This window comes from Pseudomonas sp. R3-52-08, from assembly GCF_003851745.1.
Taxonomy (GTDB): Bacteria; Pseudomonadota; Gammaproteobacteria; order Pseudomonadales; family Pseudomonadaceae; genus Aquipseudomonas.
Window position 1 is genome coordinate 1,679,082 of the sequence record NZ_CP027730.1, and the last position, 23,379, is coordinate 1,702,460.

20 protein-coding genes are annotated in these 23,379 nt (G+C 60.6%); 14 read left to right on the forward strand and 6 right to left on the reverse strand.

The window, feature by feature from the left end; genetic code table 11:
• Positions 1 to 182: 182 nt before the first annotated feature.
• Both rlmM and tusA read left to right on the forward strand, forming a co-directional pair.
• Entirely contained in the window at positions 183 to 1,259 is a 1,077-nt protein-coding gene (rlmM, locus tag C4J91_RS07755) for a 23S rRNA (cytidine(2498)-2'-O)-methyltransferase RlmM (RefSeq protein WP_124361784.1), read from the forward strand.
• A 126-nt stretch (positions 1,260 to 1,385) separates the two neighbouring features.
• Positions 1,386 to 1,631, forward strand: a complete 246-nt coding sequence (tusA, locus tag C4J91_RS07760; RefSeq protein WP_124361785.1) for a sulfurtransferase TusA — start codon at positions 1,386 to 1,388, stop codon at positions 1,629 to 1,631.
• A 107-nt stretch (positions 1,632 to 1,738) separates the two neighbouring features.
• On the opposite strand, the gene C4J91_RS07765 is transcribed toward tusA, so the two are convergent.
• A complete protein-coding gene (locus C4J91_RS07765) occupies positions 1,739 to 3,142 on the reverse strand; it encodes an MATE family efflux transporter (protein WP_124361786.1) in 1,404 nt (467 codons plus the stop codon).
• A 196-nt stretch (positions 3,143 to 3,338) separates the two neighbouring features.
• On the opposite strand from C4J91_RS07765, the gene pdxB reads away from it, so the two are divergent.
• Positions 3,339 to 4,481 (forward strand): 4-phosphoerythronate dehydrogenase PdxB, encoded by a 1,143-nt coding sequence (gene pdxB / locus C4J91_RS07770; RefSeq protein WP_124361787.1) that lies wholly within the window; start codon positions 3,339 to 3,341, stop codon positions 4,479 to 4,481.
• Between the two features lie 58 nt (positions 4,482 to 4,539).
• Here pdxB and C4J91_RS27520 read toward each other — a convergent pair whose 3' ends face one another.
• On the reverse strand, positions 4,540 to 4,707 hold the full coding sequence (locus C4J91_RS27520; RefSeq protein ID WP_164484516.1) for a PA1571 family protein: 168 nt from the start codon (positions 4,705 to 4,707) through the stop codon (positions 4,540 to 4,542).
• Between the two features lie 245 nt (positions 4,708 to 4,952).
• On the opposite strand from C4J91_RS27520, the gene C4J91_RS07775 reads away from it, so the two are divergent.
• Positions 4,953 to 6,719: an ABC transporter transmembrane domain-containing protein gene (locus C4J91_RS07775; protein WP_124361788.1), complete on the forward strand. Its 1,767-nt coding sequence runs from the start codon at positions 4,953 to 4,955 to the stop codon at positions 6,717 to 6,719.
• A 132-nt stretch (positions 6,720 to 6,851) separates the two neighbouring features.
• Here the strand turns inward: C4J91_RS07775 and C4J91_RS07780 are convergent, their stop codons facing one another.
• On the reverse strand, positions 6,852 to 8,780 hold the full coding sequence (locus C4J91_RS07780) for a transglycosylase SLT domain-containing protein (RefSeq protein WP_124361789.1): 1,929 nt from the start codon (positions 8,778 to 8,780) through the stop codon (positions 6,852 to 6,854).
• Positions 8,781 to 8,993: 213 nt separating this feature from the next.
• Here C4J91_RS07780 and C4J91_RS07785 point away from each other — a divergent pair, with 213 nt between their 5' ends.
• Entirely contained in the window at positions 8,994 to 10,913 is a 1,920-nt protein-coding gene (locus tag C4J91_RS07785; RefSeq protein ID WP_124361790.1) for an ATP-binding cassette domain-containing protein, read from the forward strand.
• A 118-nt stretch (positions 10,914 to 11,031) separates the two neighbouring features.
• Here the strand turns inward: C4J91_RS07785 and C4J91_RS07790 are convergent, their stop codons facing one another.
• Positions 11,032 to 11,472, reverse strand: coding sequence for a universal stress protein (locus C4J91_RS07790; RefSeq protein WP_104502144.1), 441 nt, complete (start codon positions 11,470 to 11,472; stop codon positions 11,032 to 11,034).
• A 105-nt stretch (positions 11,473 to 11,577) separates the two neighbouring features.
• On the opposite strand from C4J91_RS07790, the gene C4J91_RS07795 reads away from it, so the two are divergent.
• The 7 genes from C4J91_RS07795 to C4J91_RS07825 all read left to right on the forward strand — a co-directional run bounded on the left by C4J91_RS07795 (position 11,578) and on the right by C4J91_RS07825 (position 20,062).
• Complete coding sequence (locus C4J91_RS07795; protein ID WP_124361791.1) at positions 11,578 to 12,015, forward strand: hypothetical protein; 438 nt, start codon at positions 11,578 to 11,580, stop codon at positions 12,013 to 12,015.
• A gap of 572 nt (positions 12,016 to 12,587) precedes the next feature.
• On the forward strand, positions 12,588 to 14,735 hold the full coding sequence (gene fadB / locus C4J91_RS07800) for a fatty acid oxidation complex subunit alpha FadB (protein ID WP_124361792.1): 2,148 nt from the start codon (positions 12,588 to 12,590) through the stop codon (positions 14,733 to 14,735).
• 29 nt (positions 14,736 to 14,764) lie between these two features.
• On the forward strand, positions 14,765 to 15,940 hold the full coding sequence (gene fadA, locus C4J91_RS07805) for an acetyl-CoA C-acyltransferase FadA (protein ID WP_124361793.1): 1,176 nt from the start codon (positions 14,765 to 14,767) through the stop codon (positions 15,938 to 15,940).
• A 95-nt stretch (positions 15,941 to 16,035) separates the two neighbouring features.
• On the forward strand, positions 16,036 to 16,272 hold the full coding sequence (locus C4J91_RS07810) for a DUF1653 domain-containing protein (RefSeq protein ID WP_124361794.1): 237 nt from the start codon (positions 16,036 to 16,038) through the stop codon (positions 16,270 to 16,272).
• Positions 16,273 to 16,386: 114 nt separating this feature from the next.
• The gene (gene topA, locus C4J91_RS07815; RefSeq protein WP_124361795.1) at positions 16,387 to 19,008 is read left to right on the forward strand and encodes a type I DNA topoisomerase; all 2,622 of its coding nucleotides are present in this window, start codon (positions 16,387 to 16,389) and stop codon (positions 19,006 to 19,008) included.
• Positions 19,009 to 19,243: 235 nt separating this feature from the next.
• Complete coding sequence (locus tag C4J91_RS07820) at positions 19,244 to 19,765, forward strand: DUF6586 family protein (RefSeq protein ID WP_124361796.1); 522 nt, start codon at positions 19,244 to 19,246, stop codon at positions 19,763 to 19,765.
• Between the two features lie 63 nt (positions 19,766 to 19,828).
• A complete protein-coding gene (locus tag C4J91_RS07825; RefSeq protein ID WP_124361797.1) occupies positions 19,829 to 20,062 on the forward strand; it encodes a hypothetical protein in 234 nt (77 codons plus the stop codon).
• Positions 20,063 to 20,085: 23 nt separating this feature from the next.
• Here the strand turns inward: C4J91_RS07825 and sulA are convergent, their stop codons facing one another.
• Both sulA and lexA read right to left on the reverse strand, forming a co-directional pair.
• Positions 20,086 to 20,559 carry an SOS-induced cell division inhibitor SulA gene (sulA, locus tag C4J91_RS07830; protein ID WP_124361798.1) on the reverse strand — a complete coding sequence of 158 codons (474 nt, stop codon included), beginning with the start codon at positions 20,557 to 20,559 and terminating at the stop codon, positions 20,086 to 20,088.
• A gap of 10 nt (positions 20,560 to 20,569) precedes the next feature.
• On the reverse strand, positions 20,570 to 21,178 hold the full coding sequence (lexA, locus tag C4J91_RS07835) for a transcriptional repressor LexA (RefSeq protein WP_003172575.1): 609 nt from the start codon (positions 21,176 to 21,178) through the stop codon (positions 20,570 to 20,572).
• Between the two features lie 263 nt (positions 21,179 to 21,441).
• Between lexA and C4J91_RS07840 the strand changes: the two genes are divergently transcribed.
• Both C4J91_RS07840 and nagZ read left to right on the forward strand, forming a co-directional pair.
• Positions 21,442 to 22,149 (forward strand): TetR/AcrR family transcriptional regulator, encoded by a 708-nt coding sequence (locus C4J91_RS07840; RefSeq protein ID WP_124361799.1) that lies wholly within the window; start codon positions 21,442 to 21,444, stop codon positions 22,147 to 22,149.
• 135 nt (positions 22,150 to 22,284) lie between these two features.
• Positions 22,285 to 23,295, forward strand: a complete 1,011-nt coding sequence (nagZ, locus tag C4J91_RS07845; RefSeq protein WP_124361800.1) for a beta-N-acetylhexosaminidase — start codon at positions 22,285 to 22,287, stop codon at positions 23,293 to 23,295.
• Positions 23,296 to 23,379 lie beyond the last annotated feature (84 nt).

The following is a 23,379-nucleotide window of genomic DNA, read 5'->3' on the forward strand; positions in this document are numbered from 1 at the left end:
CCTTTTGATCCGCACGGCCACGGACCTGACGGGACGAACAGAGCGTTCAACTTAGCGCGATTTTCATTAGCAGGCTAATAACTGGACTCTATGCTTAAGTCCAAGGTTCCGAACTCGGCTATCATGCGCGCGTTTTCATGACAGGTATTGCGATAGAGCAATCCCGTTGCCAGGAGATTCAATTGAACACCCTTTTTATGCACTGCCGCCCGGGTTTTGAAGGCGAAGTCTGTTCCGAGATCGCGGAGCACGCCGCGCGCCTGAACGTTTCCGGCTACGCCAAGGCCAAGACCGGCAGCGCTTGCGCCGAATTTGTCTGCACTGAAGAAGACGGCGCGCAACGCCTGATGCACGGCCAGCGCTTCGCCGAGCTGATCTTCCCCAGGCAATGGGCGCGCGGGGTATTCATCGACCTGCCGGAAACCGATCGCATCAGCGTGATCCTCGCCCACCTGCGTGAATTCCCAGTGTGCGGCAGCCTGTGGCTGGAGATGGTCGATACCAACGACGGCAAGGAACTGTCGAATTTCTGCAAGAAATTCGAGGTGCACCTGCGCAAAGCCTTGCTGAACGCCGGCAGGCTGGTGGACGACCCGAGCAAGCCGCGCCTGCTGCTGACGTTCAAGAGCGGTCGCGAGGTGTTCATGGGCCTGGCCGAGTCGAACAATTCAGCGATGTGGCCGATGGGTATCCCGCGTTTGAAGTTCCCGCGTGAAGCCCCAAGCCGCTCGACCTTGAAGCTGGAAGAGGCCTGGCACCACTTCATTCCTCGCGAGCAGTGGGACGAACGCCTGCATGGCGACATGACCGGTGTCGACCTCGGTGCGGCCCCCGGCGGCTGGACGTGGCAGCTGGTCAACCGGGGCATGCTGGTGACCGCCATTGACAACGGCCCCATGGCCGAAAGCCTGATGGACACCGGCCTGGTGCAGCATTTGATGGCCGATGGCTTTACCTTCGTGCCCAAGCAGCCGGTGGACTGGATGGTCTGCGATATTGTCGAGAAGCCGGCGCGCAACGCGGCATTGCTGGAAACCTGGATCGGCGAGGGGTATTGCCGCGAGGCGGTGGTCAACCTCAAGCTGCCGATGAAGCAGCGGTATGCCGAAGTGAAGCGTCTGCTGGAGCGCATCGAAGACGGCTTCAAGGCACGCGGCATTCGGGTGGAGATTGGCTGCAAGCAGCTGTACCACGACCGCGAAGAAGTGACGTGCCACTTGCGTCGACTTGTGGACGTAAAGAAACCCAAGAGACGCTGATACCCAATGTGGGAGCTGGCTTGCCTGCGATAGCGGTATAACTGTCGAAATTTATGTTGAATGTGCCCCCGTCATCGGGGGCAAGCCGCCTCCCACAGAAGGTTGGGTTGGTTTTAGGAGTGAAGTATGAGTCTTGAACTGCCCGTAGACGGCACCCTCGACGCCACCGGCCTCAATTGCCCGGAGCCGGTGATGATGCTGCACCAGCACATCCGCGACCTGCCTGCGGGCGGCCTGCTCAAGGTGATCGCGACCGACCCGTCGACCCGCCGCGATATTCCCAAATTCTGCGTGTTCCTCGACCATGAACTTGTCAGTCAACAGGAAGACGCCGGCACGTACCTTTACTGGATCCGCAAGAAAGCCGATTGACCGCCGAACCCTTGTAGGAGCGAGCTTGCTCGCGAAAAACGCTAACGATCAAGCAGCGCTTCTGGTTTAACGCGGCGCTCTCAGGTTTTTCGCGAGCAAGCTCGCTCCTACAGGGCGCGCGTGAGCGCCTTGTCGGCGTGGATGCGTCGGCGTGCACTGCGCGCCAGGCGCACCAGCAACATGGCTGCCGCGCAGCTCAGGCCGACGATCAGGCCTTGCCACAAGCCGCTTGGGCCGCTGGGTTCGCCCAGCCAGTCGGTCAGCCCCAGGGCGTAACCGACCGGCAAGCCCACGCCCCAGTAGGCGAACAGGGTCAGCAGCATGGTGACCCGGGTGTCCTGATAGCCGCGCAGCGCGCCGGCAGCGGTCACCTGGATCGAGTCGGAAAACTGGAACAACGCCGAGAACACGATCAGCATCGATGCCAGGTGGATGACCACCGGGTCGGGGGTGTAGATCGCCGCAATCTGTTCGCGAAACACCAGCATCAGGCTACAGGACAGGCAGGCATAGGCCAGCGCGGTGCCCATGCCAACGCCGGCGGCGAAGCGGGCTTCACGCGGTTCGCCACGGCCCAGGGCCTGGCCGACGCGCACGGTGACGGCCATGCTCAGGGAGTAGGGGATCATGAACACCAGGGAACTGACATTCAGCGCGATCTGATGGCCGGACACCACGGTAGCCCCCAGGCTGCCCAGCAGCAGGGCGATCACCGCGAAGATGCTCGACTCGGCAAAGATCGCCACGCCAATCGGCAGGCCGATCCCCAGTACACGCTTGATCACCGCCCATTGCGGCCAGTCGAAGCGCTTGAACAATTCGCTGCTCTGATACGCCGGGCCCCAGCGGGTCCACCCGGCCAGGCCGAGCATCATCACCCACATCGCAATCGCCGTGGCCCAGCCGCAGCCTACGCCGCCCATGGCCGGCAGGCCGAGATGGCCGTAGATGAAGATGTAGTTCAGCGGAATGTTCAGTGCCAACCCGCACAAGCCCATGACCATGCTCGGCCGCGTACGGCCCATGCCGTCGCTGAAGCAGCGGAACACGTAATACAGCGCAATGGCCGGCATGCCGGCGGCGATGCCATGCAGGTAGCCCATGGACGGCTCGATCAGTGCCGGCTCGACCTTCATCGCATGCAGCACCGGCTCGGCGCACAGCAGCAGCAGCGCACCCGCGATGCCGACCACCACGGCCAGCCACAATGACTGGCGTACCAATGGCCCGATTTCGCTGTACTTGCCTGCGCCGTAGCGCTGCGCGACTTTCGGCGTGGTGGCCAGCAGGGTGCCAGTCATCAACAGGTAGACCGGGATCCAGATCGAGTTACCCAGGCCAACCGCCGCCAGGTCCTGGGGGCTGACACGTCCGGCCATCACCGCATCGACAAAGCTCATCGCAGTGGTTGCCAGTTGGCCGATGATGATCGGCAAGGCCAGCGTCAGCAGGTCGCGCACTTCCCGGCTGATACGGGCGGGGCGGGTGAGGGGAGCGGTGGCAGTGTTCACGTACAGGTGTCCAATAAAAAGGCAGTCGCAAGGACGGCGGATTCTACGCTTTGACGCAATGGTCAGGAAAAAACCTGTGTTGGGGATTTGTAAACAATCGACTAAACACAACAGATCCCTGTGGGAGGGAGCAAGCCCCCTCCCACATCGGATCCTCACAAGCCTGTACACTGCTGATCCGCCAAAGGAGCCTGCCATGCTGATTGTTGCCGACGAAAATATTCCGCTGCTCGATGCATTCTTCCAGGGGGTTGGCGAGATTCGCCGCGTGCCCGGCCGTTCCATTGACCGCGCCACGGTCGAGCAGGCCGATGTGCTGCTGGTACGCTCGGTGACCAACGTCAACCGGGCTTTGCTCGAGGGCACGACGGTGGGGTTTGTCGGCACCTGCACCATCGGCACCGATCATCTGGACCTTGATTACTTCAGGCAGGCCGGTATCCAGTGGTCCAGCGCACCCGGCTGCAATGCCCGGGGCGTGGTGGATTATGTGCTGGGCAGCTTGCAGACCCTGGCCGAAATCGAAGGCGCCGACCTCAGCCGGCGCACCTACGGCATCGTTGGCGCCGGCGAGGTCGGCGGGCGGCTGGTCAAGGTGCTCAAGGGCCTGGGCTGGAACGTGCTGGTGTGTGATCCGCCACGGCAGATCGCCGAAGACGCTGACTACGTGAGCCTGCAGCAGATTATCGAGCACTGCGATGTGATCAGCTTGCACACGCCGCTGACCAAGTCCGGCAATGGCTCCACCTGGCATCTGTTCGATCGCCAGCGCCTTGCGCAGCTCAAGCCCGGCACCTGGCTGATCAATGCCAGCCGAGGCGCGGTAGTGGACAACGCCGCGCTGCGCGACGTGTTGCTGGAGCGCGAAGACCTGCAAGCCGTGCTGGACGTGTGGGAAGGCGAGCCGCAGGTGGATGCCGACCTGGCTGACCTGTGCGTGCTGGCCACGCCGCATATCGCCGGCTACAGCCTTGACGGCAAGCAGCGCGGTACGGCGCAGATCTACCAGGCGTTCTGTGCGCACCTGGGCCAGGAACCGAGCATTCAATTGCGCGATTTGTTGCCGGCGCCATGGCTGGCCGAGGTGCACCTGAATGCCTCAACCGATCCGGCCTGGGCGCTGGCGACCTTGTGCCGCAGTGTGTACGACCCGCGCCGGGACGATGCGGATTTGCGTCGCAGCCTGGTAGGAACAGTAGAGGAGCAGCGCAAGGCATTCGACCTGTTGCGCAAGCATTACCCGGAGCGTCGTGAGATTGACGGCTTGAAGGTGCGCATCAATGGTGAGTCGGCAGCCCTTTCCAGCATCGTCGCCGCCCTGGGCGCCGAAGCGGTTTAACGCGCATAAAAAACCCGGCCACCTGGGCCGGGTTCGAAAGAGCGTGGGCGCTTGCGCCTTACTGGGCAGGCTTTACCAATTTATCTTCCAGTTCGCTGCAGGCTTGCTGGATCATTTCTTCGGTGATCTGCACCTCGCGGCCCTTGGCGTCGATGTACGAGCACGGCAATAGCTGCGGCTGGCGGATCACTTCAATTTTGGCATCGCTGCTGTTTTGCAAGGTCATGGCCTGTCTCCTCATCAGGTTGTGTACCTACTTTAATTCCCCCGCGTGACCGAGCTATTACAACTCCATACACGACCATCGGTTCGAACACCCAGTCCACCAGAAACCGGCACATATTTCCAGATCAGTCTTAGACCGATAGCCTCTAGCGGCCTCTATCGGCGGGCATAATTAACCTGACTCATTGCTATTTGCTCAAGTTCCCCCAATGTTGATCAATAGTCTCCTCATTGGTGAAGCCCTAAATGTTCTCAGTCCGTCAACGCCGTGCGATTCGCCTGGCCAGCCGCTTCATTGCGCCCTACCGCTGGCAGGCGCTGGGTGCCCTGCTGGCGCTGATCGTTACCGCCGGCATCACCTTGTCCATGGGGCAAGGTATCCGCCTGCTGGTCGACCAGGGTTTCATGACCCAGTCGCCGCACCTGCTCAATCAGTCCATCGCGCTGTTTATGGTGCTGGTGGTGGGCCTGGCGGTGGGCACGTTCGCGCGCTTCTACCTGGTGTCGTGGATTGGCGAGCGGGTGGTGGCGGACATTCGCCGACAGGTGTTCAACCACCTGATCTACCTGCATCCGGGCTTCTACGAAAACAATCGCAGCTCGGAAATCCAGTCACGCCTGACCACCGACACCACCCTGCTGCAATCGGTGATTGGCTCATCGCTGTCGCTGTTCCTGCGCAATGCCCTGATGGTCATCGGCGGTATCGTGCTGTTGTTCATCACCAACCCCAAGCTCACCAGCATTGTCGTGGTGGCGTTGCCGCTGGTGCTGGCGCCGATCCTGATCTTTGGCCGGCGCGTGCGCAGCCTGTCGCGCCAGAGCCAGGACCGCATTGCCGATGTCGGCAGCTATGTGTCCGAGACCCTGGGCCAGATCAAGACCGTGCAGGCCTATAACCATCAGGTGCAGGACGAGCAGCGTTTCGCCCTGACCGTGGAAGAGGCGTTCACCACCGCCCGCAAACGCATCCTGCAACGTTCCTGGCTGATTACCCTGGTGATTATGCTGGTGCTCGGTGCCGTGGGCGTGATGTTGTGGGTCGGCGGGATGGACGTGATCAGCGGGCGCATTTCCGGCGGTGAGCTGGCGGCGTTCGTGTTCTACAGCCTGATCGTCGGCAGCGCTGTGGGCACCTTGAGTGAAGTGCTTGGCGAGCTGCAGCGGGCCGCCGGTGCGGCGGAGCGGATTGGCGAACTGTTGCAGTCGAGCAACGACATCCAGGCGCCGGCCAGCGGTGGCGTACGGCTGCCGGAACGGGTCAGCGGGCGCATGGAGCTGCAAGACCTGCGCTTTTCCTACCCGTCACGGCCAGACAGCTACGCCATCGACGGCCTGAACCTGAGCGTCAACCCTGGCGAAACCCTCGCCTTGGTGGGACCTTCCGGCGCAGGCAAATCGACGCTCTTCGACTTGCTGCTGCGCTTCTATGACCCCCAGCACGGCCGCATCCTGCTCGAAGGGCAGCCGCTGACCGCACTCGACCCGCTGGACCTGCGCCGCCACTTCGCGCTGGTATCCCAAAGCCCGGCGCTGTTTTTTGGCAGCATCGAAGACAACATCCGCTACGGTAACCCGACGGCCACCCGCGCGCAGGTCGAAGCCGCAGCCCGCATCGCCCATGCCCATGACTTCATCCTGCAAATGCCCGATGGCTACCAGACCCACCTCGGCGACGGTGGCCTGGGCCTCTCCGGGGGGCAGCGGCAACGCCTGGCCATCGCCCGCGCGTTGCTGGTAGACGCGCCCATCCTGCTGCTGGACGAAGCCACCAGCGCCCTCGATGCCCAGAGCGAACACCTGATCCAACAAGCCCTGCCGCAATTGATGCAGGGCCGCACCACCCTGGTGATTGCGCACCGCCTGGCCACGGTGAAGAACGCCGACCGGATCGCGGTGATGGACCAGGGCAAATTGGTAGCCGTGGGCACGCATCAGCAGTTGATTGCGAGCAATCCGCTGTATGCGCGGTTGGCGGCGTTGCAGTTCAGTGCAGATCACCAGCGCCAATAGCCTCCACAGAAATACAAATGTGGGAGGGGGCTTGCCCCCGATAGCGGTGGATCAGCAACAAAATTGCTGACTGACACTCTGCTATCGGGGGCAAGCCCCCTCCCACATTGGATATTCGGCAGATTCAGTGCCTTATTGGTCGTCGAAGTACCGTTCATGCCAATCCACCAGCGGCTGCGGTGAATTGAGCTTCTGCCCGTAGATCACCGAATAAGACAGCACGTTCTGCACATACTGACGGGTCTCGTCGAACGGGATGCTTTCCACCCACACGTCGAAACTCAGATGGTCCGCACCGCGTAGCCACTGACGCACGCGGCCGGGGCCGGCGTTGTAGGCGGCGGAGGCGAGCACGCGATTGCCGTTGAATTGGCTGTGCACCTGGCTCAGGTAAGCGGCGCCGAGCTGGATGTTTTTGTCCGGGTCCAGTACCTGGGCCGGGGAGGCGAGGGGAATGCTGAACTTGCGCGCGGTTTCCTTGGCCGTACCGGGCATCAGCTGCATCAGGCCGCTGGCGCCGACGCCGGAGCGGGCGTCGTCCATGAAGGCGCTTTCCTGGCGGGTAATCGCGAACACCCAGCTTGAATGCAGGCCGCGCACCTTGGCTTCGCGCACCAGAGTGTCGCGGTGGGCCATCGGGAAGCGGATGTCCAGATCGTCCCAATACTGCGCCTGGCTGATCGTGCGGATCGCCGGGAAGTACCACTTCATGTCGTAGGCCAGCTTCGCCTGCGCGACCATTTCGTCACGGTTGAAGTGACGGCTGACGTGGTACCACTCGCGGCGGCCATCGACGATCTGGCCACGGGCGTAGAACTCCAGGGCCCGGCGCACGCCTGGGGTATTGCGCACTTTATTGACCAGCGCCTGGCTCATCACCAGCGGCTTGTTGTTCAACTGGTAAGGGGTCTTGGAACGGTCCGCGGCGAGGAAACCGTAGAAATCGCGTTCCTTGGCCACGTTTTTATACAGCACCAACGCCTGCGGGTTTTTCGGTTCGGCCAATTCCAGGCTGCGTGCCTGCCAGTAGCGCCAGCGGTTGGTGGTGGCCAGATCCTGCGGCAGCTTGCGGGTCAACTGGTACGCATCTTCCCAGCGCGCCAGGCGCAACAGCAGGCGCAGGCGCCACTCGGAGACGGTGTTGTCGCGCAGCTCCGGGTCGTACTTGGTCATCACGTCCAACGCGCGAGGATCGTACCGGCGTGCCAGGGTCAGGCCGATTTCCCGCGCAATCGAAACTTTTTCGTCACGGGAGAAGTGCATGCTGCTGGCGTAGCCGTCCAGCAGAGCCATGGCCTTGTCCGGGTCCTGGCGTGCGAGACGACGCAGGCCCAGGCCTACGGCGTCAGACATGGCCTCGGTGGCCGGCAGGAAGCGCGACGGGTCGCTGAGCATATCGGGCTTTTGCGCCACGTCGATCATCAGGCGGCCTTGGGCGCCGAGCGTTGGTAGGGTTTTCACCAGGCTGTTGGCCAGCGCGTAGTTGCGCGCTTCGGCGGCGAGCTTGGCGCGGTCCCAGATTTTTTGTTCGGTCAGCTGACCATCAGAGGCCCACTGGCCAAAGGTCGCATCACAGGCCGCCGGTTGGGTTTTGCCGGTCATCCACAACTTTTCGGTGGTCTTGTAGCCTTCGGCCTTGAGGTTGTGGGTCAGTTGGAACTGGCCGTGCAGGCAGTCCAGCTCGACGAAATTGAGCTTGGCATCGTAGTACTTTTCAAAGGTCTGCCAATCACCGCGTTCGGCCAGCCAGCGTAACCAGCGCAGCTTCATCCAGTTGGCCTGGGGCAGGTCGCCGTTTTTGGCGAGGAACTGTTCGATTTCCTGGTTGCTCGCGGTTTTAAGACGCGCGGTCAGTTCGTCATAGGCCAGGTACGGCGTCAGCGGGTAGTCGGCCAGGGCCTGGCTGTATTGCATGTACGGGCCGCTGTCACCCTTGGCCAGGGCGCGTTTGGCTTCATCGTAATATTGACGTTGGGTGGTGAGGTCCACGGCCTGGGCAGATTGAACGGCGGTGGCGGAGAGAAGCAGGCAGGATAAAAAGTTGAAAAGGCGACTGCGCATGAGACGTCCGTGCAGAGAAATCACGACTAGCACCGGCACCGCCGACACTGATTGCCCCTAGCTTAGCCTTTTGCCAGCGGCCGGCGAAAGCTTTGCCGGCCGGTTGGTTCAAGTTCGCGGCAAATGTCCTGCTGAACGTGTCGGCAGCGAAAATGCTGGCCGCATCCCACCCTCAACTCAGGTAGAATGCGCGCCCAGTTTTTGGAGAAGTGTATGACCCTGCTCAAATTCAGCGATGTGTCCCTTGCTTTCGGCGCTATGCCGTTGTTGGACAAGGTGTCCTGGCAGATCGCCCGTGGTGAGCGGGTGTGCATCATCGGCCGCAACGGCACCGGCAAGTCCAGCATGATGAAGCTGGTAAAAGGCGACCAGAAGCCCGATGAAGGCTCTGTCTGGCGTGCCCCAGGCCTCAAGATCGGCGAATTGCCGCAGGAATTGCCGGTAGCCGACGAGCGGACAGTGTTCGACGTGGTTGCCGAAGGCCTGGACGGCGTGGGCGAATTGCTCGCGCAATACCATCACCTGGCGCAGAACTGCGTCACCGAAGCCGACCTGGACAAGCTGATGCACGTCCAGCAAGACCTCGAAGCCCGTGACGGCTGGCGCCTGCAGCAACTGGTGGACAGCACCCTGAGCCGCCTGCAATTGCCCGCCGACAAGACCCTCGCCCAATTGTCCGGCGGCTGGCGTCGGCGCGTGCTGCTGGCCCAGGCGTTGGTGTCCGAGCCGGATCTGCTGCTGCTCGACGAACCGACCAACCACCTGGACATCGGCGCTATCGCCTGGCTCGAAGAAGCCCTCAAGGATTTCCAGGGCGCCGTGCTGTTCATCACGCACGACCGGTCTTTCCTGCAAAACCTGGCCACGCGCATCCTGGAACTGGACCGCGGTGGCCTGATCGACTGGAACGGCGACTACGCCAGCTTCCTGGTGCACAAGGAAGCTGCACTCTCGGCTGAAGAGACCGCCAACGCCCTGTTCGACAAGAAGCTGGCCCAGGAAGAAGTCTGGATCCGCCAGGGTATCAAGGCGCGCCGCACCCGTAACGAAGGCCGCGTGCGCGCGTTGAAAGCGCTGCGGGTTGAGCGCAGCGAACGGCGTGAACGTACCGGCAAGGCCAATATCCAGCTCGATACCGCCGACAAGTCGGGCAAGCAGGTGATGGTGCTGGAGAACGTCAGCTTCCATCACCCGGACGGCCCGTTCCTGATCAAGGACTTCTCCATGGTCCTGGCGCGCGGTGACCGTATCGGCCTGCTGGGCGCCAACGGTACCGGCAAGACCACCTTGCTCAAGCTGATGCTCGGCGGTCTGCAGCCGACCAACGGCACGGTGGAAGAGGGCACGCGCATCGACGTGGCCTACTTCGATCAGCTGCGCCACCAGTTGGACCTGGAAAAAACCGTGATCGACAACGTTGCCGAAGGCCGCGATTTTATCGACATCGACGGCCAGAGCCGCCACGTACTCAGCTATCTGGGCGACTTCCTGTTCAGCCCGCAACGTGCACGTACACCGGTGAAAGCCTTGTCCGGTGGCGAGCGTGCGCGCCTGCTGCTGGCCAAGCTGTTCAGCAAACCGGCGAACCTGCTGGTACTCGACGAACCGACCAACGACCTCGACGTGGAAACCCTCGAACTGCTGGAAGAGGTCTTGCTGACCTTCAACGGCACCGTACTGATGGTCAGCCACGACCGGGCATTCCTCGATAACGTGGTCACCAGCACCCTGGTCTTCGAAGGCGAGGGCAAGGTGCGCGAGTACGTCGGTGGTTATCAGGACTGGCTGCGCCAGGGCGGCTCGCCGCGCCTGCTGGGCGTAACCGAGAGCAAGTCCGGCAAGGCCGACTTGACCTCCGCAGTGGTTGCTCCCGTGGAAACTGCGGCACCGGCTCAGGAAGCTGCGCCAGCGGCCAAGAAGAAACTCAGCTACAAGCTGCAGCGCGAGCTGGAAGCGTTGCCGGGCGATATCGACGCCAAGGAACAACAGATCGCCGCGGTGGAAGCACAAATGGCTGACGCGGGTTTCTACCAGCGTCCGGCGGCGGAAACCGCTGCGGTCATCGCTTCCCTGGAGACGTTGAACCAGGAGCTGGAAGTGCTGGTTGAGCGTTGGGCCGAGCTGGATGGCTAAGTGACCTTCGCACAATGAAAAAGCCCGGCGCTCTTTTATGAGCGCTGGGCTTTTTTATATGAAATGCGGTCAAAATGTGGGAGGGGGCAAGCCCCCCCACATTGGATCTACGGCGTTCTTACGTATTTTTTACCAGCTTCACCGCCAGCACATCGCACGGCGCGCCGTGCAGTACATCATTGGCAGTAGAGCCCAGCAACAACGCCAAACCGTGACGACCATGGCTACCTACCACGATCAAGTCGCAAGCCTTTTCCTTTGCCAAGTGGTGGATTTCCTGGCGCGGTTGGCCGTATGTCAGGTGGCAGTCTTCCTTTTTCAGGTGCGGGTATTTGAGAATCAAACGATCCAGGCGCTCCTTGGCCTGGTCAAATTGTTGTTGCTGCAACTGGGAAAGGTCCATCGGCACGTCACCGCCAAAGGCCATGGCCATGGGCTCGACGATATGCACCAACGACAGTATGGCGCCATTGGCCAATGCAGATTCCTGCGCGCGCTTGATCACTGGATCGCACTCTTCGGTCAGGTCGACGGCGACCAGAATATGTGTGTAGGGCATGGGGCGTTCCTCCAGGGGACTGCAATAAATTCAGTATGGCTGCTTTCGAGCGGATCGGCTTGCGTCAGATCAAATCCGCTCATCAGGAAATTCGGGGGTACACATATGACGGTCTGGATAGTGGTGTCAATCCTTGTGGTGGTTCTGAGCCCTCTGGCATGGCTGCGCCCGTCGCGCCATCAGAGCGGGCGCATGGCCCTGCGCATGGAGGCGCGCCGCATCGGGCTGGCCATGCAACTGGCGCCCCAGGAGTGGCCGCACTGGCTCAAGCAAGAGCCGCCGAGCCCCTGCGCGCAGTATTGCCGGCCACGACGCGGCAGCACGCCGGCCCTCTGGAGTTACTGGCAGTTGGAGCCGGGGGTGTGGGTCAATCAATGGCGCGAGGTCTGCGTGGATGAAAGGTTGTTGCCGTATTTTTCGACGCTGCCGGCCAACGTGTACAAGGTCGAGGCCGACAAGCAAATGATCGCCTTGTATTGGGGCGAGAAGGGCGAGGCGAGCGTGTTGAAGGATATTGATGCGCTGCTCAAAGCCCTGGCCTGACATAACCCACTCATTGTAGGAGCGAGCTTGCTCGCGAAAAACCTGAGAGCGCCGCGTTAAAGCTGAGGTAGCTGCGTTATGGCTGGCGATTTTCGCGAGCAAGCTCGCTCCTACAGAAAAACCGGAACGCCGGGCAATAAAAAGCCCGACTCATCATCGGGCTGGAGTTGGCCAGGCAGGCCGGTAGATCTTCAAGTTGCCGTTAGCCTAGCCGCCAATCCGTTTCTGTACAGTGCTTTTCCGTATGTTTCCTATTATTGATCTTGTGAATAGTTAAATATTGACGGGTTGCTATCCTGCGCTTCGGGTTCTGAAATGACTGGAAAGTCGCGTTTTTCCTAGCCTTTGGAGCGATTGACAATTGCTCGGAATTGGATGAAGGTGGCGTACCCAAATCAAACGGGCGTATGAATTGAGCGTTTGTCCTACAGGCGACTCTGACATAACCCCGACTATCGCACTGGCGGGTGTGCCTGGCGGATTGGCGTGAGCATTGATGCAGCTGTCAATGTCCAACCAGAGGCCAGCGTCCGGTGTGTACTGTTCAGCTTCCATATCGTGGAGATCAGTTGATGATTTACGAAGGTAAAGCCATCACGGTTAAGGCTCTTGAAAGTGGCATCGTCGAATTGAAATTCGACCTCAAGGGTGAGTCCGTCAACAAGTTCAACCGTCTAACCCTGAACGAACTGCGTCAGGCCGTAGACACCATCAAAGCAGATGCTTCGGTCAAGGGCGTGATCGTCTCCAGCGGCAAGGACGTGTTCATCGTCGGCGCTGACATCACCGAATTCGTCGACAACTTCAAGCTGCCCGATGCCGAGCTGGTGGCTGGCAACCTCGAAGCCAACAAGATTTTCAGCGATTTCGAAGACCTCAACGTACCCACCGTTGCTGCGATCAACGGTATCGCCCTGGGCGGCGGCCTGGAAATGTGCCTGGCGGCAGACTTTCGTGTCATGTCCGCTACCGCCAAGATCGGCCTGCCTGAAGTCAAGCTGGGCATCTACCCGGGCTTCGGCGGCACCGTGCGCCTGCCGCGCCTGATCGGTGCCGACAACGCCATCGAATGGATTGCCGCCGGCAAGGAAAACCGTGCTGAAGACGCGCTGAAAGTCGGTGCTGTCGATGCCGTGGTTGCCCCGGACAAACTGGCCGAAGCCGCGCTGAACCTGCTCAAGGGCGCCATCAGCGGCGAATTCGACTACAAAGCCAAGCGTCAGCCGAAGCTGGAAAAGCTCAAGCTCAACGCCATCGAACAAATGATGTCGTTCGAAACCGCCAAAGGTTTCGTGGCAGGCCAAGCCGGCCCGAATTACCCGGCGCCGGTCGAAGCGATCAAGACCATCCAGAAGGCCGCGAACTTCGGTCGCGACAAAGCCCTGGAAGTGGAAGCGGCAGGCTTCGTCAAATTGGCGAAAACCTCGGCTGCACAGAGCCTGATCGGCTTGTTCCTGAACGATCAGGAATTGAAGAAAAAGGCCAAGGCCTACGACGAAATCGCCAAGGACGTGAAACAGGCCGCCGTACTGGGCGCCGGTATCATGGGCGGCGGTATCGCTTACCAGTCGGCATCCAAAGGCACGCCGATCCTGATGAAAGACATCAACGAGCACGGTATCGAGCAGGGCCTGGCGGAAGCCGCCAAACTGCTGGTGGGCCGCGTTGATAAGGGTCGTATGACCGCTGCGAAAATGGCTGAAGTGCTTAACGGCATTCGTCCTACGCTGTCCTACGGCGATTTCGGCCACGTCGACCTGGTCGTCGAAGCCGTTGTCGAGAACCCGAAGGTCAAGCAGGCGGTATTGGCTGAAGTCGAAGCCCAGGTCAAAGACGACACCATCCTGGCTTCCAACACCTCGACCATTTCCATCAGCTTGCTGGCCAAGGCCCTCAAGCGTCCGGAAAACTTCGTCGGCATGCACTTCTTCAACCCGGTGCACATGATGCCGCTGGTGGAAGTGATCCGTGGCGAGAAGTCCAGCGAGCTGGCTATTGCCACCACCGTTGCCTACGCCAAGAAAATGGGCAAGAACCCGATCGTGGTCAATGACTGCCCGGGCTTTTTGGTCAACCGCGTACTGTTCCCGTACTTTGGCGGTTTCGCCAAACTGGTCAGCGCCGGTGTGGACTTCGTGCGCATCGACAAGGTCATGGAAAAATTCGGCTGGCCAATGGGCCCGGCGTACCTGATGGACGTGGTCGGCATCGACACCGGCCACCACGGTCGCGACGTCATGGCTGAAGGCTTCCCGGACCGCATGAAAGACGACCGCCGCTCGGCGATCGACGCACTCTACGAAGCCAAGCGCCTGGGCCAGAAGAATGGCAAGGGCTTCTACGCCTACGAGGCCGACAAGAAGGGCAAGCAGAAGAAAGTGGCCGACCCGTCGGTGCACGAAGTACTCGCCCCCGTCATCTACGAGCAGCGTGAGGTGTCCGATGAGGACATCATCAACTGGATGATGATCGCCCTGTGCCTGGAAACCGTACGTTGCCTGGAAGACGGCATCGTCGAGACCGCCGCCGAAGCCGATATGGGCCTGGTGTACGGTATTGGTTTCCCTCCGTTCCGTGGTGGTGCGCTGCGTTACATCGACTCGATCGGTGTGGCCGAGTTCGTTGCCCTGGCTGACAAATACGCTGATCTGGGCCCGCTGTACCACCCGACCGCGAAGCTGCGTGAAATGGCCAAGAATGGCCAGAGCTTCTTCGGTTAAGCGCCCAATCGACTAGAGCGAGAATATTTATGAGCTTGAATCCAAGAGACGTCGTGATCGTCGACTTCGGTCGTACGCCGATGGGCCGCTCCAAGGGCGGCATGCACCGCAACACCCGTGCCGAAGACATGTCGGCGCACCTGATCAGCAAGCTGCTGGAACGCAACGTCAAGGTTGACCCGAACGAAGTCGAAGACGTGATCTGGGGCTGTGTGAACCAGACCCTGGAGCAGGGCTGGAACATCGCGCGCATGGCCTCCTTGATGACCCAGATCCCGCACACCGCGGCCGGCCAGACCGTGAGCCGCCTGTGCGGTTCGTCGATGAGCGCGCTGCACACGGCCGCCCAGGCGATCATGACCGGTAACGGTGATGTGTTCGTGGTCGGCGGCGTGGAGCACATGGGCCACGTCAGCATGATGCACGGCGTCGACCCTAACCCGCACATGTCGCTGTATGCGGCGAAAGCCTCGGGCATGATGGGCCTCACCGCAGAAATGCTCGGCAAGATGCACGGCATTACCCGCGAGGCCCAGGACGCGTTCGGCCTGCGCTCCCACCAACTCGCCCACAAGGCGACCGTGGAAGGCAAGTTCAAGGATGAAATCATCCCGATGAACGGCTATGACGAGAACGGTTTCCTGAAGTTGTTCGACTACGACGAAACCATTCGTCCGGACACCACCCTGGAAAGCCTGGCGGCGCTCAAGCCGGCGTTCAATCCCAAGGGCGGCACCGTGACTGCCGGTACGTCGTCGCAAATCACCGACGGTGCTTCGTGCATGATCGTGATGTCGGCGCAACGTGCCCAGGACCTGGGAATCCAGCCGCTGGCGGTGATCCGCTCGATGGCCGTGGCGGGTGTGGACCCGGCGATCATGGGCTATGGTCCAGTACCGGCCACACAAAAAGCCTTGAAGCGCGCGGGCCTGACCATCTCCGATATCGACTTCTTCGAGCTTAACGAAGCTTTCGCCGCACAGGCCCTGCCAGTGTTGAAAGATCTGAAAGTACTCGACAAGATGAATGAGAAGGTTAACCTGCACGGCGGCGCGATTGCCCTGGGCCACCCATTCGGTTGCTCCGGTGCCCGCATCTCCGGCACATTGCTGAACGTGATGAAGCAAAATGGCGGTAACCTTGGGGTTGCAACCATGTGCATTGGTCTCGGCCAAGGCATTACCACCGTCTTCGAACGCGTCTAAGCGTTGGGTTGACGGAAGCCGGGGCCCAGTGCCCCGGTTTTTGTTTTTTGGAATTTTTAATTTTTTTTCAATAAATTTTGTAAGAGGGCCAGAGCATGAAAGTCGAACCCGGGCTCTACCAGCATTACAAGGGGCCGCAGTACCGCGTTTTCAGCGTGGCGCAGCACTCCGAGACCGAAGAAGAAATGGTGTTCTACCAAGCACTGTATGGCGATTACGGCTTTTGGGTACGCCCGTTGAGCATGTTCCTGGAGACCGTCGAGGTTGACGGCGAGCAGGTCCCGCGCTTTGCTTTGGTCCAGGCCGAACCCAGTCTTTTTAAAGGGCAATAACGGCGGGTCGCGCAAAATGCTGCGCTTGACCTCACCTTGTTGCCACTATATATAGCGTTGCCGCGACAGGCGCCAACTGCCTTTCACTTCTCGAATTCAGGAATTTTCCGATCCATGGGCAAATCGCTGGTCATTGTGGAATCCCCGGCTAAGGCCAAGACCATCAACAAGTACTTGGGCAACGAGTACGTGGTGAAGTCGAGTATCGGCCATATCCGAGACCTGCCCACCAGCGGTTCGGCTAGCGCCAGCAAGGAGCCTGCCGCCAAGCGCGGCAAGGCGGCCGCGGGCGAAGGTCCGGTGCTCACGCCTAAAGAGAAAGCGCGCAAGCAGCTGGTCTCGCGCATGGGTGTGGACCCGGATCATGGCTGGAAGGCCAAGTACGAAATCCTTCCGGGCAAGGAAAAGGTCATCGAAGAGCTGCGCCGGCTCGCCAAAGATGCCGACACCATCTATCTCGCGACGGACTTGGACCGCGAAGGGGAAGCCATTGCGTGGCACCTGCGCGAAGCCATCGGCGGTGATGACAGCCGCTACAAGCGCGTGGTGTTCAACGAAATCACCAAGAAAGCCATCCAGGAAGCCTTCTCCAAGCCGGGCGAGCTGGACATCGACCGCGTCAACGCCCAGCAGGCGCGGCGCTTCCTCGACCGCGTCGTGGGCTACATGGTCTCGCCGCTGCTGTGGGCAAAAATCGCCCGTGGCCTGTCCGCCGGCCGTGTGCAGTCGGTGGCGGTGAAGCTGGTGGTGGAGCGTGAGCGCGAGATTCGTGCGTTCAACCCCGAAGAATATTGGGAAGTCCACGCTGACCTCGGCACTGCCAAGGGCAACAACGTGCGCTTTGAAGTGGCCCGCGAAAAAGGCGAAGCCTTCAAGCCGCTGAACGAAGCCCGGGCCATGGCCGCGCTGGAGAAGCTCAAGGCCTCCAGCTACAGCATCGTCAAGCGCGAAGACAAGCCGACCAGCAGCAAGCCGTCGGCGCCGTTCATCACTTCCACCCTGCAGCAGGCCGCGAGCAACCGCCTGGGCTTCGGTGTGAAGAAAACCATGATGATGGCCCAGCGTCTGTACGAAGCCGGCTATATCACTTACATGCGTACCGACTCCACCAACCTGTCGCAAGACGCGGTGGCAATGGCGCGTACTTATATCGAAAGCGAGTTCGGCAAGAAGTACCTGCCGGAAAAGCCAAACGTCTACAGCAGCAAGGAAGGCGCCCAGGAGGCTCACGAAGCGATTCGTCCTTCCGATGCCAACACCGAGCCGAGCAAGCTGAGCGGCATGGAGCGCGACGCCGAGCGCCTCTACGAGCTGATCTGGCGCCAGTTCCTGGCCTGCCAGATGCTGCCGGCGCAATACCTGTCCACCACCGTCAGCGTGGGGGCGGGCGACTTTGAGCTGCGTGCCAAGGGCCGGATCCTCAAGTTCGACGGTTATACCCGTGTAATGCCGCAAATCGCCAAGCCTGGCGACGACGATGTGCTGCCGGACATGGCTCAGGGCGATACGTTGAAGCTGATCAAGCTCGACCCGTCCCAGCACTTCACCAAGCCGCCGGCGCGTTATTCGGAAGCCAGCCTGGTAAAAGAGATGGAGAAACGCGGCATCGGTCGTCCTTCTACCTATGCGGCAATCATCTCCACCATCCAGGACCGTGGCTACGTGGCGCTGCACAACCGCCGCTTCTATTCGGAAAAAATGGGTGACATCGTCACCGAGCGTCTGTCCGAGAGTTTCTCCAACCTGATGGACTACGGCTTCACCGCCGGCATGGAAGAGAACCTCGATGACGTGGCCCAGGGCGAACGCGACTGGAAGAGCGTGCTGGACGAGTTCTACGGCGACTTCAAGAAAAAACTCGAAGTGGCCGAGAGCCCTGAGAGCGGTATGCGTGCCAACCAGCCGGTCATGACCGACATTCCGTGCCTCACCTGCGGCCGGCCGATGCAGATTCGTACAGCGTCCACCGGCGTGTTCCTGGGGTGCTCGGGCTACAGCCTGCCGCCCAAAGAGCGCTGCAAGGCCACCGTCAACCTGGTGCCGGGCGATGAAATCGCGGCGGATGACGAGGGTGAATCCGAGTCGCTGGTGTTGCGTGGCAAGCACCGTTGCCCGATCTGCAGCACCGCGATGGACGCTTACCTGCTGGATGAAAAGCACAAGCTGCACATCTGCGGTAACAACCCGGATTGCAACGGTTACGAGATTGAAGAGGGCACCTACCGCATCAAGGGCTACGAAGGTCCGAGCCTGGAGTGCGACAAGTGCGGCAGCGAGATGCAGCTCAAGACCGGTCGTTTCGGCAAGTTCTTCGGTTGCACCAATCCAACCTGCAAGAACACCCGCAAACTGCTGAAGAGCGGTGACGCGGCGCCGCCGAAGATGGACCCGGTGAAGATGCCTGAGCTCAAGTGCGAGAAGGTCAACGACACCTACATCCTGCGCGACGGTGCTTCGGGCCTGTTCCTGGCAGCCAGCCAGTTCCCGAAAAACCGCGAGACCCGTGCCCCGCTGGTGCTGGAAATCGTACCGCACAAGGATGAGATCGATCCGAAGTACCACTTCCTGTGTGAAGCGCCGAAGAAGGACCCGGATGGTCGCCCAGCCGTGATCCGCTATAGCCGCAAAACCAAGGAGCAGTACGTGCAGACCGAAGTCGACGGCAAGCCTACCGGCTGGAAAGCGTTCTACGACGGCGGCAAGTGGAAGGTCGAGGACAAGCGCCAGGGCGCTTGATAGTCCAATGTGGGAGGGGGCTTGCTCCCGATAGCGGTGTATCAGTCAACATACCTATGACTGATGCATCGCCATCGGGAGCAAGCCCCCTCCCACATTTGGATCTGCCTCATGGCACTTGCAGTTAACGATGACGCGAGAAATCTGATACACAGTGGTGCTCTCAGGTTTTTCGCGAGCAAGCTCGCTCCTACACAGCCAGCATCACGCCTCATTCGTTGTGGAGATTGCCGTCATGGCCAACGAACTCTATACCCGTACCAACCAGAAAATTTACTTCGCGGGGTTGTCCCTGGAAGCCCTTGGTCGTGCCGAGGCAGGCAAGGAGATGAATGCTATCGCGCTGGTCCAGGCGGGGCGTGAAGCCGCTCTGTTTCACCTGTACGGCGCCTTGCTGGGGTTATGCCATGAAATCGCCGGGTTCTACCGCTTGCCCCAGGCCGGTTCGCCCCGCGCGGAAATGATCATGGCCCGAGACGTGCTGGAAACCATGGCTATCCCGGAATTGGCCGAGCTGGTGGAAATGGCCCAGAGCCCGGACAGTTGGGTAGCCCGCCTGCTCAAGGCGCACGCCGACATGTTCCAACCGCCCCGCGTTCCCCATGTACCCAAGGGGGATGTGACGCAGCCATTGATCGTGGCGGTTGCATTGGAGGCGGATGAGCCCAAGCCTTTGAGCCGTGAAGAGCTGGAAAGCTGGCGTCAGGAACTGAAAAAGCTGGCGTTGCGCTTTCGCGAAGGTTTGAGCGAGTGCTGAGCGGGCACGCCTGCACGCGACAACACTGATATAATCCCGCGCTTTCGTGGAGAACAGACTTTTATGCCAACGTCCTTTCTGGAAATTGTTGAACTGCCTGACGGCCGAATCGAGCTGCGCCGGGCTGAGGACGAAGGTTCTCTGGTCATTCTGGACTTTTCCGAAGACGCAAAAGCGTTCCTGCAAGGCCAGCATGTGGAAGTGGCTAAAGCGATGTTGAGCGTTGGCGTGCAAATGGCCGGTCGCCTGGCTGAAGGCGAGCCGGAGAAGGAAGATGGCCCAAAGGTTCTTCACTGAGCCCTGGGTAACCCGCTCACTTCTTACCCCAGTCGAATATTCAAGCTCTGCGCATCGCCCGTGTGCGCGGCGCTGATCAGCTGCTGCTTGGCCGTTGCATTCAACGGGTTCAGCCAGCTCACCACCGTATGGCTACGGCCCAGGCGCAAAGCTTCGCAGGTCAACTGCTGGGCACTTTGCGTGCCCCGTGGCTGCAGCAACAGAATACGCTCACGGTTGAGGCCGGCATCCCGCAGCCAAGCCTGGGTCAGGCTGGCGGGCGGGGCGATCAGCGTCAACCAGCGCGCGTCCTGCTCCTCACTGAGTTCGCGCAGGATCGGCGCCAGCAGGCTCAAGCAGCTCCCGGCAGCCCCACGCAACGACAATTCACTGAATACCTCAGGTTCGCAGCTCCACGGCGCTTCGACCGTTTCTTTGAGGATGGGCGCAAGGGGTTGAGCCATAAAGGCCTCGAACAGCGACAGTTGTGTGTGTTGTGGGGTGTGCAAGAGCTGCATGATGTCTCCTTTAGCGGCGAATGACGCCGACACTCAAGCCTTCGATCACCAGGTCCTGGTCTTTGAGGTTCACTTCAATCGGCGCGAACTCCGGGTTTTCGGCCAGGAGCCAGACCTTGCTGCCTTCACGCTTGAAGCGCTTGACGGTGACTTCATCGCCGATCCGCGCCACGACGATCTGGCCATTGCGGGCTTCGCGGGTGGTGTGAACGGCCAGCAGGTCGCCATCGAAAATACCCACGTCCTTCATGCTCATGCCGTGCACCCGTAACAGGTAATCGGCGCGCGGATGGAAGAAGGTCGGGTTGATGTTGCAGGATTCCTCGACGTGCTGTTGCGCCAGGATCGGCGCACCCGCGGCCACTCGACCGATGATCGGCAGTGTCGATTCGTCGGCCTTGGCTTCGAAGCCAGGGATGCGAATACCGCGCGAAGCCCCCGGGGTCATCTCGATCGCGCCTTTGCGCGCGAGGGCCTTGAGGTGTTCCTCGGCAGCGTTGGGAGACTTGAAACCCAGCTCCAGCGCAATTTCGGCGCGTGTCGGTGGGTAACCGTTGTCATCAAGGCAGCGCTTGATAAAAGCCAGAATCTCAGCTTGGCGTGGCGTCAGTTTTAGCATGTTGATCGCTCTGTCTTTTTATACAGTGACTGGGATTATATACAGTGAACGGCGCTTGGCAATGATCCTTTTGAACGACTCCGCTGGACGGTCATCCATCATCCGTATCGGGGGGCAGCTATAGCACCGCCTACAGGCCATGAAAGATGTGATTAAATAGCGACGAAATAGATGACTGCCCGGCCGGAAAACGGACCCGCAGGCTTGACAAGACATACCCTGAAACGTATGTTTCAAACAAGTGTTTGTCAGGCGGAGTAGCCATGGCCCAGTCGGAAACCGTTGAACGCATTCTCGATGCTGCCGAGCAATTGTTCGCGGAAAAAGGATTTGCTGAAACTTCATTGCGGCTGATCACCAGCAAGGCTGGGGTCAACCTCGCTGCCGTGAACTACCATTTCGGCTCGAAGAAAGCGCTGATCCAAGCGGTGTTCTCGCGCTTCCTGGGGCCGTTCTGCGCCAGTCTCGACCGCGAACTGGAGCGTCGCCAGGCCAAGGCGGATAACAGGCCAAGCCTGGAAGAGCTTTTGGAGATTCTGGTCGAGCAAGCCCTGGTGGTTCAACCGCGTAGCGGTAACGACCTGTCTATTTTCATGCGTCTATTGGGCCTGGCGTTCAGTCAGAGCCAGGGCCACCTGCGTCGTTACCTGGAAGACATGTACGGCAAAGTGTTTCGTCGCTATATGTTGTTGGTCAATGAAGCTGCCCCGCGTATCCCACCCATCGAGCTGTTCTGGCGCGTGCACTTCATGCTCGGCGCTGCGGCCTTCAGCATGTCCGGGATCAAGGCACTGCGCGCGATTGCCGAGACGGATTTCGGCGTCAACACCTCCATCGAGCAGGTGATGCGCCTGATGGTGCCATTCCTCGCCGCCGGCATGCGCGCTGAAACCGGTGTGACCGATCAGGCCATGGCGGTGGCTCAATTGCGCCCGCGCAGCAAGTCCACACCCAGCCTCGCCAAGGTTTGACCGCTGCGGGTGTGCGCGGCCGCTTGCATCCGCTAAGCTAGCCGCCATGCCGATTTCAGCTATTTACGCGCAACCCGTCGTGCTTACCGTAACCGGTAGGGATGACGGGTTGTGCGCGTTATTTAAGGAAGGTTTATGACTGCTGCCCTGCAAGGTTCTTTGATGGTCGACGTTGCCGGTACCTGGCTGACGGCCGAGGACCGCCATCTGTTGCGCCAACCTGAAGTCGGCGGCTTGATCATCTTTGCGCGCAATATCGAACACCCGCGCCAGGTCCGCGAATTGAGCGCGGCGATTCGTGCGGTGCGCCCGGACCTGCTGCTGGCGGTCGACCAGGAAGGCGGCCGGGTGCAGCGCCTGCGCCAGGGGTTCGTGCGCTTGCCGGCCATGCGCGCGCTGGCGGATAACCCCAACGCCGAGTACCTGGCCGAACAATGTGGCTGGATCATGGCCACCGAAGTACTCGCCGTGGGCCTGGACCTCAGCTTCGCCCCAGTGCTCGACCTGGATTACCAGCGCAGCGCCGTGGTCGGCACCCGCTCGTTCGAAGGCGACCCCGAGCGCGCCGCCGTACTCGCCGGTGCCTTTATCCGCGGCATGAACAGCGCGGGCATGGCCGCCACCGGCAAGCACTTTCCGGGTCACGGTTGGGCCGAGGCCGATTCCCACGTCGCGATTCCCAACGACGAGCGCAGCCTGGAACAGATTCGCGCCAATGACCTGGTGCCTTTCGCACGCCTGAGCAAGCAATTGGCCGCCGTGATGCCCGCGCATGTGATCTACCCGCAAGTGGACAGCCAGCCCGCCGGCTTCTCACGCCGCTGGTTGCAGGACATCCTGCGCGGTGAGCTGCAGTTCGACGGGGTGATTTTCAGTGATGACCTGTCCATGGCCGGTGCCCATGTGGTGGGTGATGCGGCCAGTCGGATCGAGGCGGCACTCACTGCTGGTTGTGACATGGGGCTGGTGTGCAATGACCGCGCGGCTGCCGAGCTTGCACTGACTGCAGCCCAGCGGATGAATGTCACACCTTCGGCTCGCATTGCGCGTATGCGGGGGCATGCAAGTGCCTCGACTGACTACAAACAGGATCCGCGCTGGCTGGCAGCCCTTGGAGCGTTGCGAGACGCTCAGCTGATTGAATAAGAAGCTTGATGTAGGTAGCGTTTGAGTGCGGCTGAGACTGTTTCTTGCCGTAGTGTAGGAGTTGCGCTGCTTTAAGCTCCATTA

Coding starts and splice junctions, on each gene's coding strand:
- tusA (WP_124361785.1), top strand. CDS start 1,386: ATGAGTCTTGAACTGCCCGTAGACGGCACCCTCGACGCCACCGGCCTC.
- pdxB (WP_124361787.1), top strand. CDS start 3,339: ATGCTGATTGTTGCCGACGAAAATATTCCGCTGCTCGATGCATTCTTC.
- C4J91_RS27520 (WP_164484516.1), bottom strand. CDS start 4,707: ATGACCTTGCAAAACAGCAGCGATGCCAAAATTGAAGTGATCCGCCAG.
- C4J91_RS07775 (WP_124361788.1), top strand. CDS start 4,953: ATGTTCTCAGTCCGTCAACGCCGTGCGATTCGCCTGGCCAGCCGCTTC.
- C4J91_RS07780 (WP_124361789.1), bottom strand. CDS start 8,780: ATGCGCAGTCGCCTTTTCAACTTTTTATCCTGCCTGCTTCTCTCCGCC.
- C4J91_RS07785 (WP_124361790.1), top strand. CDS start 8,994: ATGACCCTGCTCAAATTCAGCGATGTGTCCCTTGCTTTCGGCGCTATG.
- C4J91_RS07790 (WP_104502144.1), bottom strand. CDS start 11,472: ATGCCCTACACACATATTCTGGTCGCCGTCGACCTGACCGAAGAGTGC.
- C4J91_RS07795 (WP_124361791.1), top strand. CDS start 11,578: ATGACGGTCTGGATAGTGGTGTCAATCCTTGTGGTGGTTCTGAGCCCT.
- fadB (WP_124361792.1), top strand. CDS start 12,588: ATGATTTACGAAGGTAAAGCCATCACGGTTAAGGCTCTTGAAAGTGGC.
- fadA (WP_124361793.1), top strand. CDS start 14,765: ATGAGCTTGAATCCAAGAGACGTCGTGATCGTCGACTTCGGTCGTACG.
- C4J91_RS07810 (WP_124361794.1), top strand. CDS start 16,036: ATGAAAGTCGAACCCGGGCTCTACCAGCATTACAAGGGGCCGCAGTAC.
- topA (WP_124361795.1), top strand. CDS start 16,387: ATGGGCAAATCGCTGGTCATTGTGGAATCCCCGGCTAAGGCCAAGACC.
- C4J91_RS07820 (WP_124361796.1), top strand. CDS start 19,244: ATGGCCAACGAACTCTATACCCGTACCAACCAGAAAATTTACTTCGCG.
- C4J91_RS07825 (WP_124361797.1), top strand. CDS start 19,829: ATGCCAACGTCCTTTCTGGAAATTGTTGAACTGCCTGACGGCCGAATC.
- sulA (WP_124361798.1), bottom strand. CDS start 20,559: ATGCAGCTCTTGCACACCCCACAACACACACAACTGTCGCTGTTCGAG.
- lexA (WP_003172575.1), bottom strand. CDS start 21,178: ATGCTAAAACTGACGCCACGCCAAGCTGAGATTCTGGCTTTTATCAAG.
- C4J91_RS07840 (WP_124361799.1), top strand. CDS start 21,442: ATGGCCCAGTCGGAAACCGTTGAACGCATTCTCGATGCTGCCGAGCAA.
- nagZ (WP_124361800.1), top strand. CDS start 22,285: ATGACTGCTGCCCTGCAAGGTTCTTTGATGGTCGACGTTGCCGGTACC.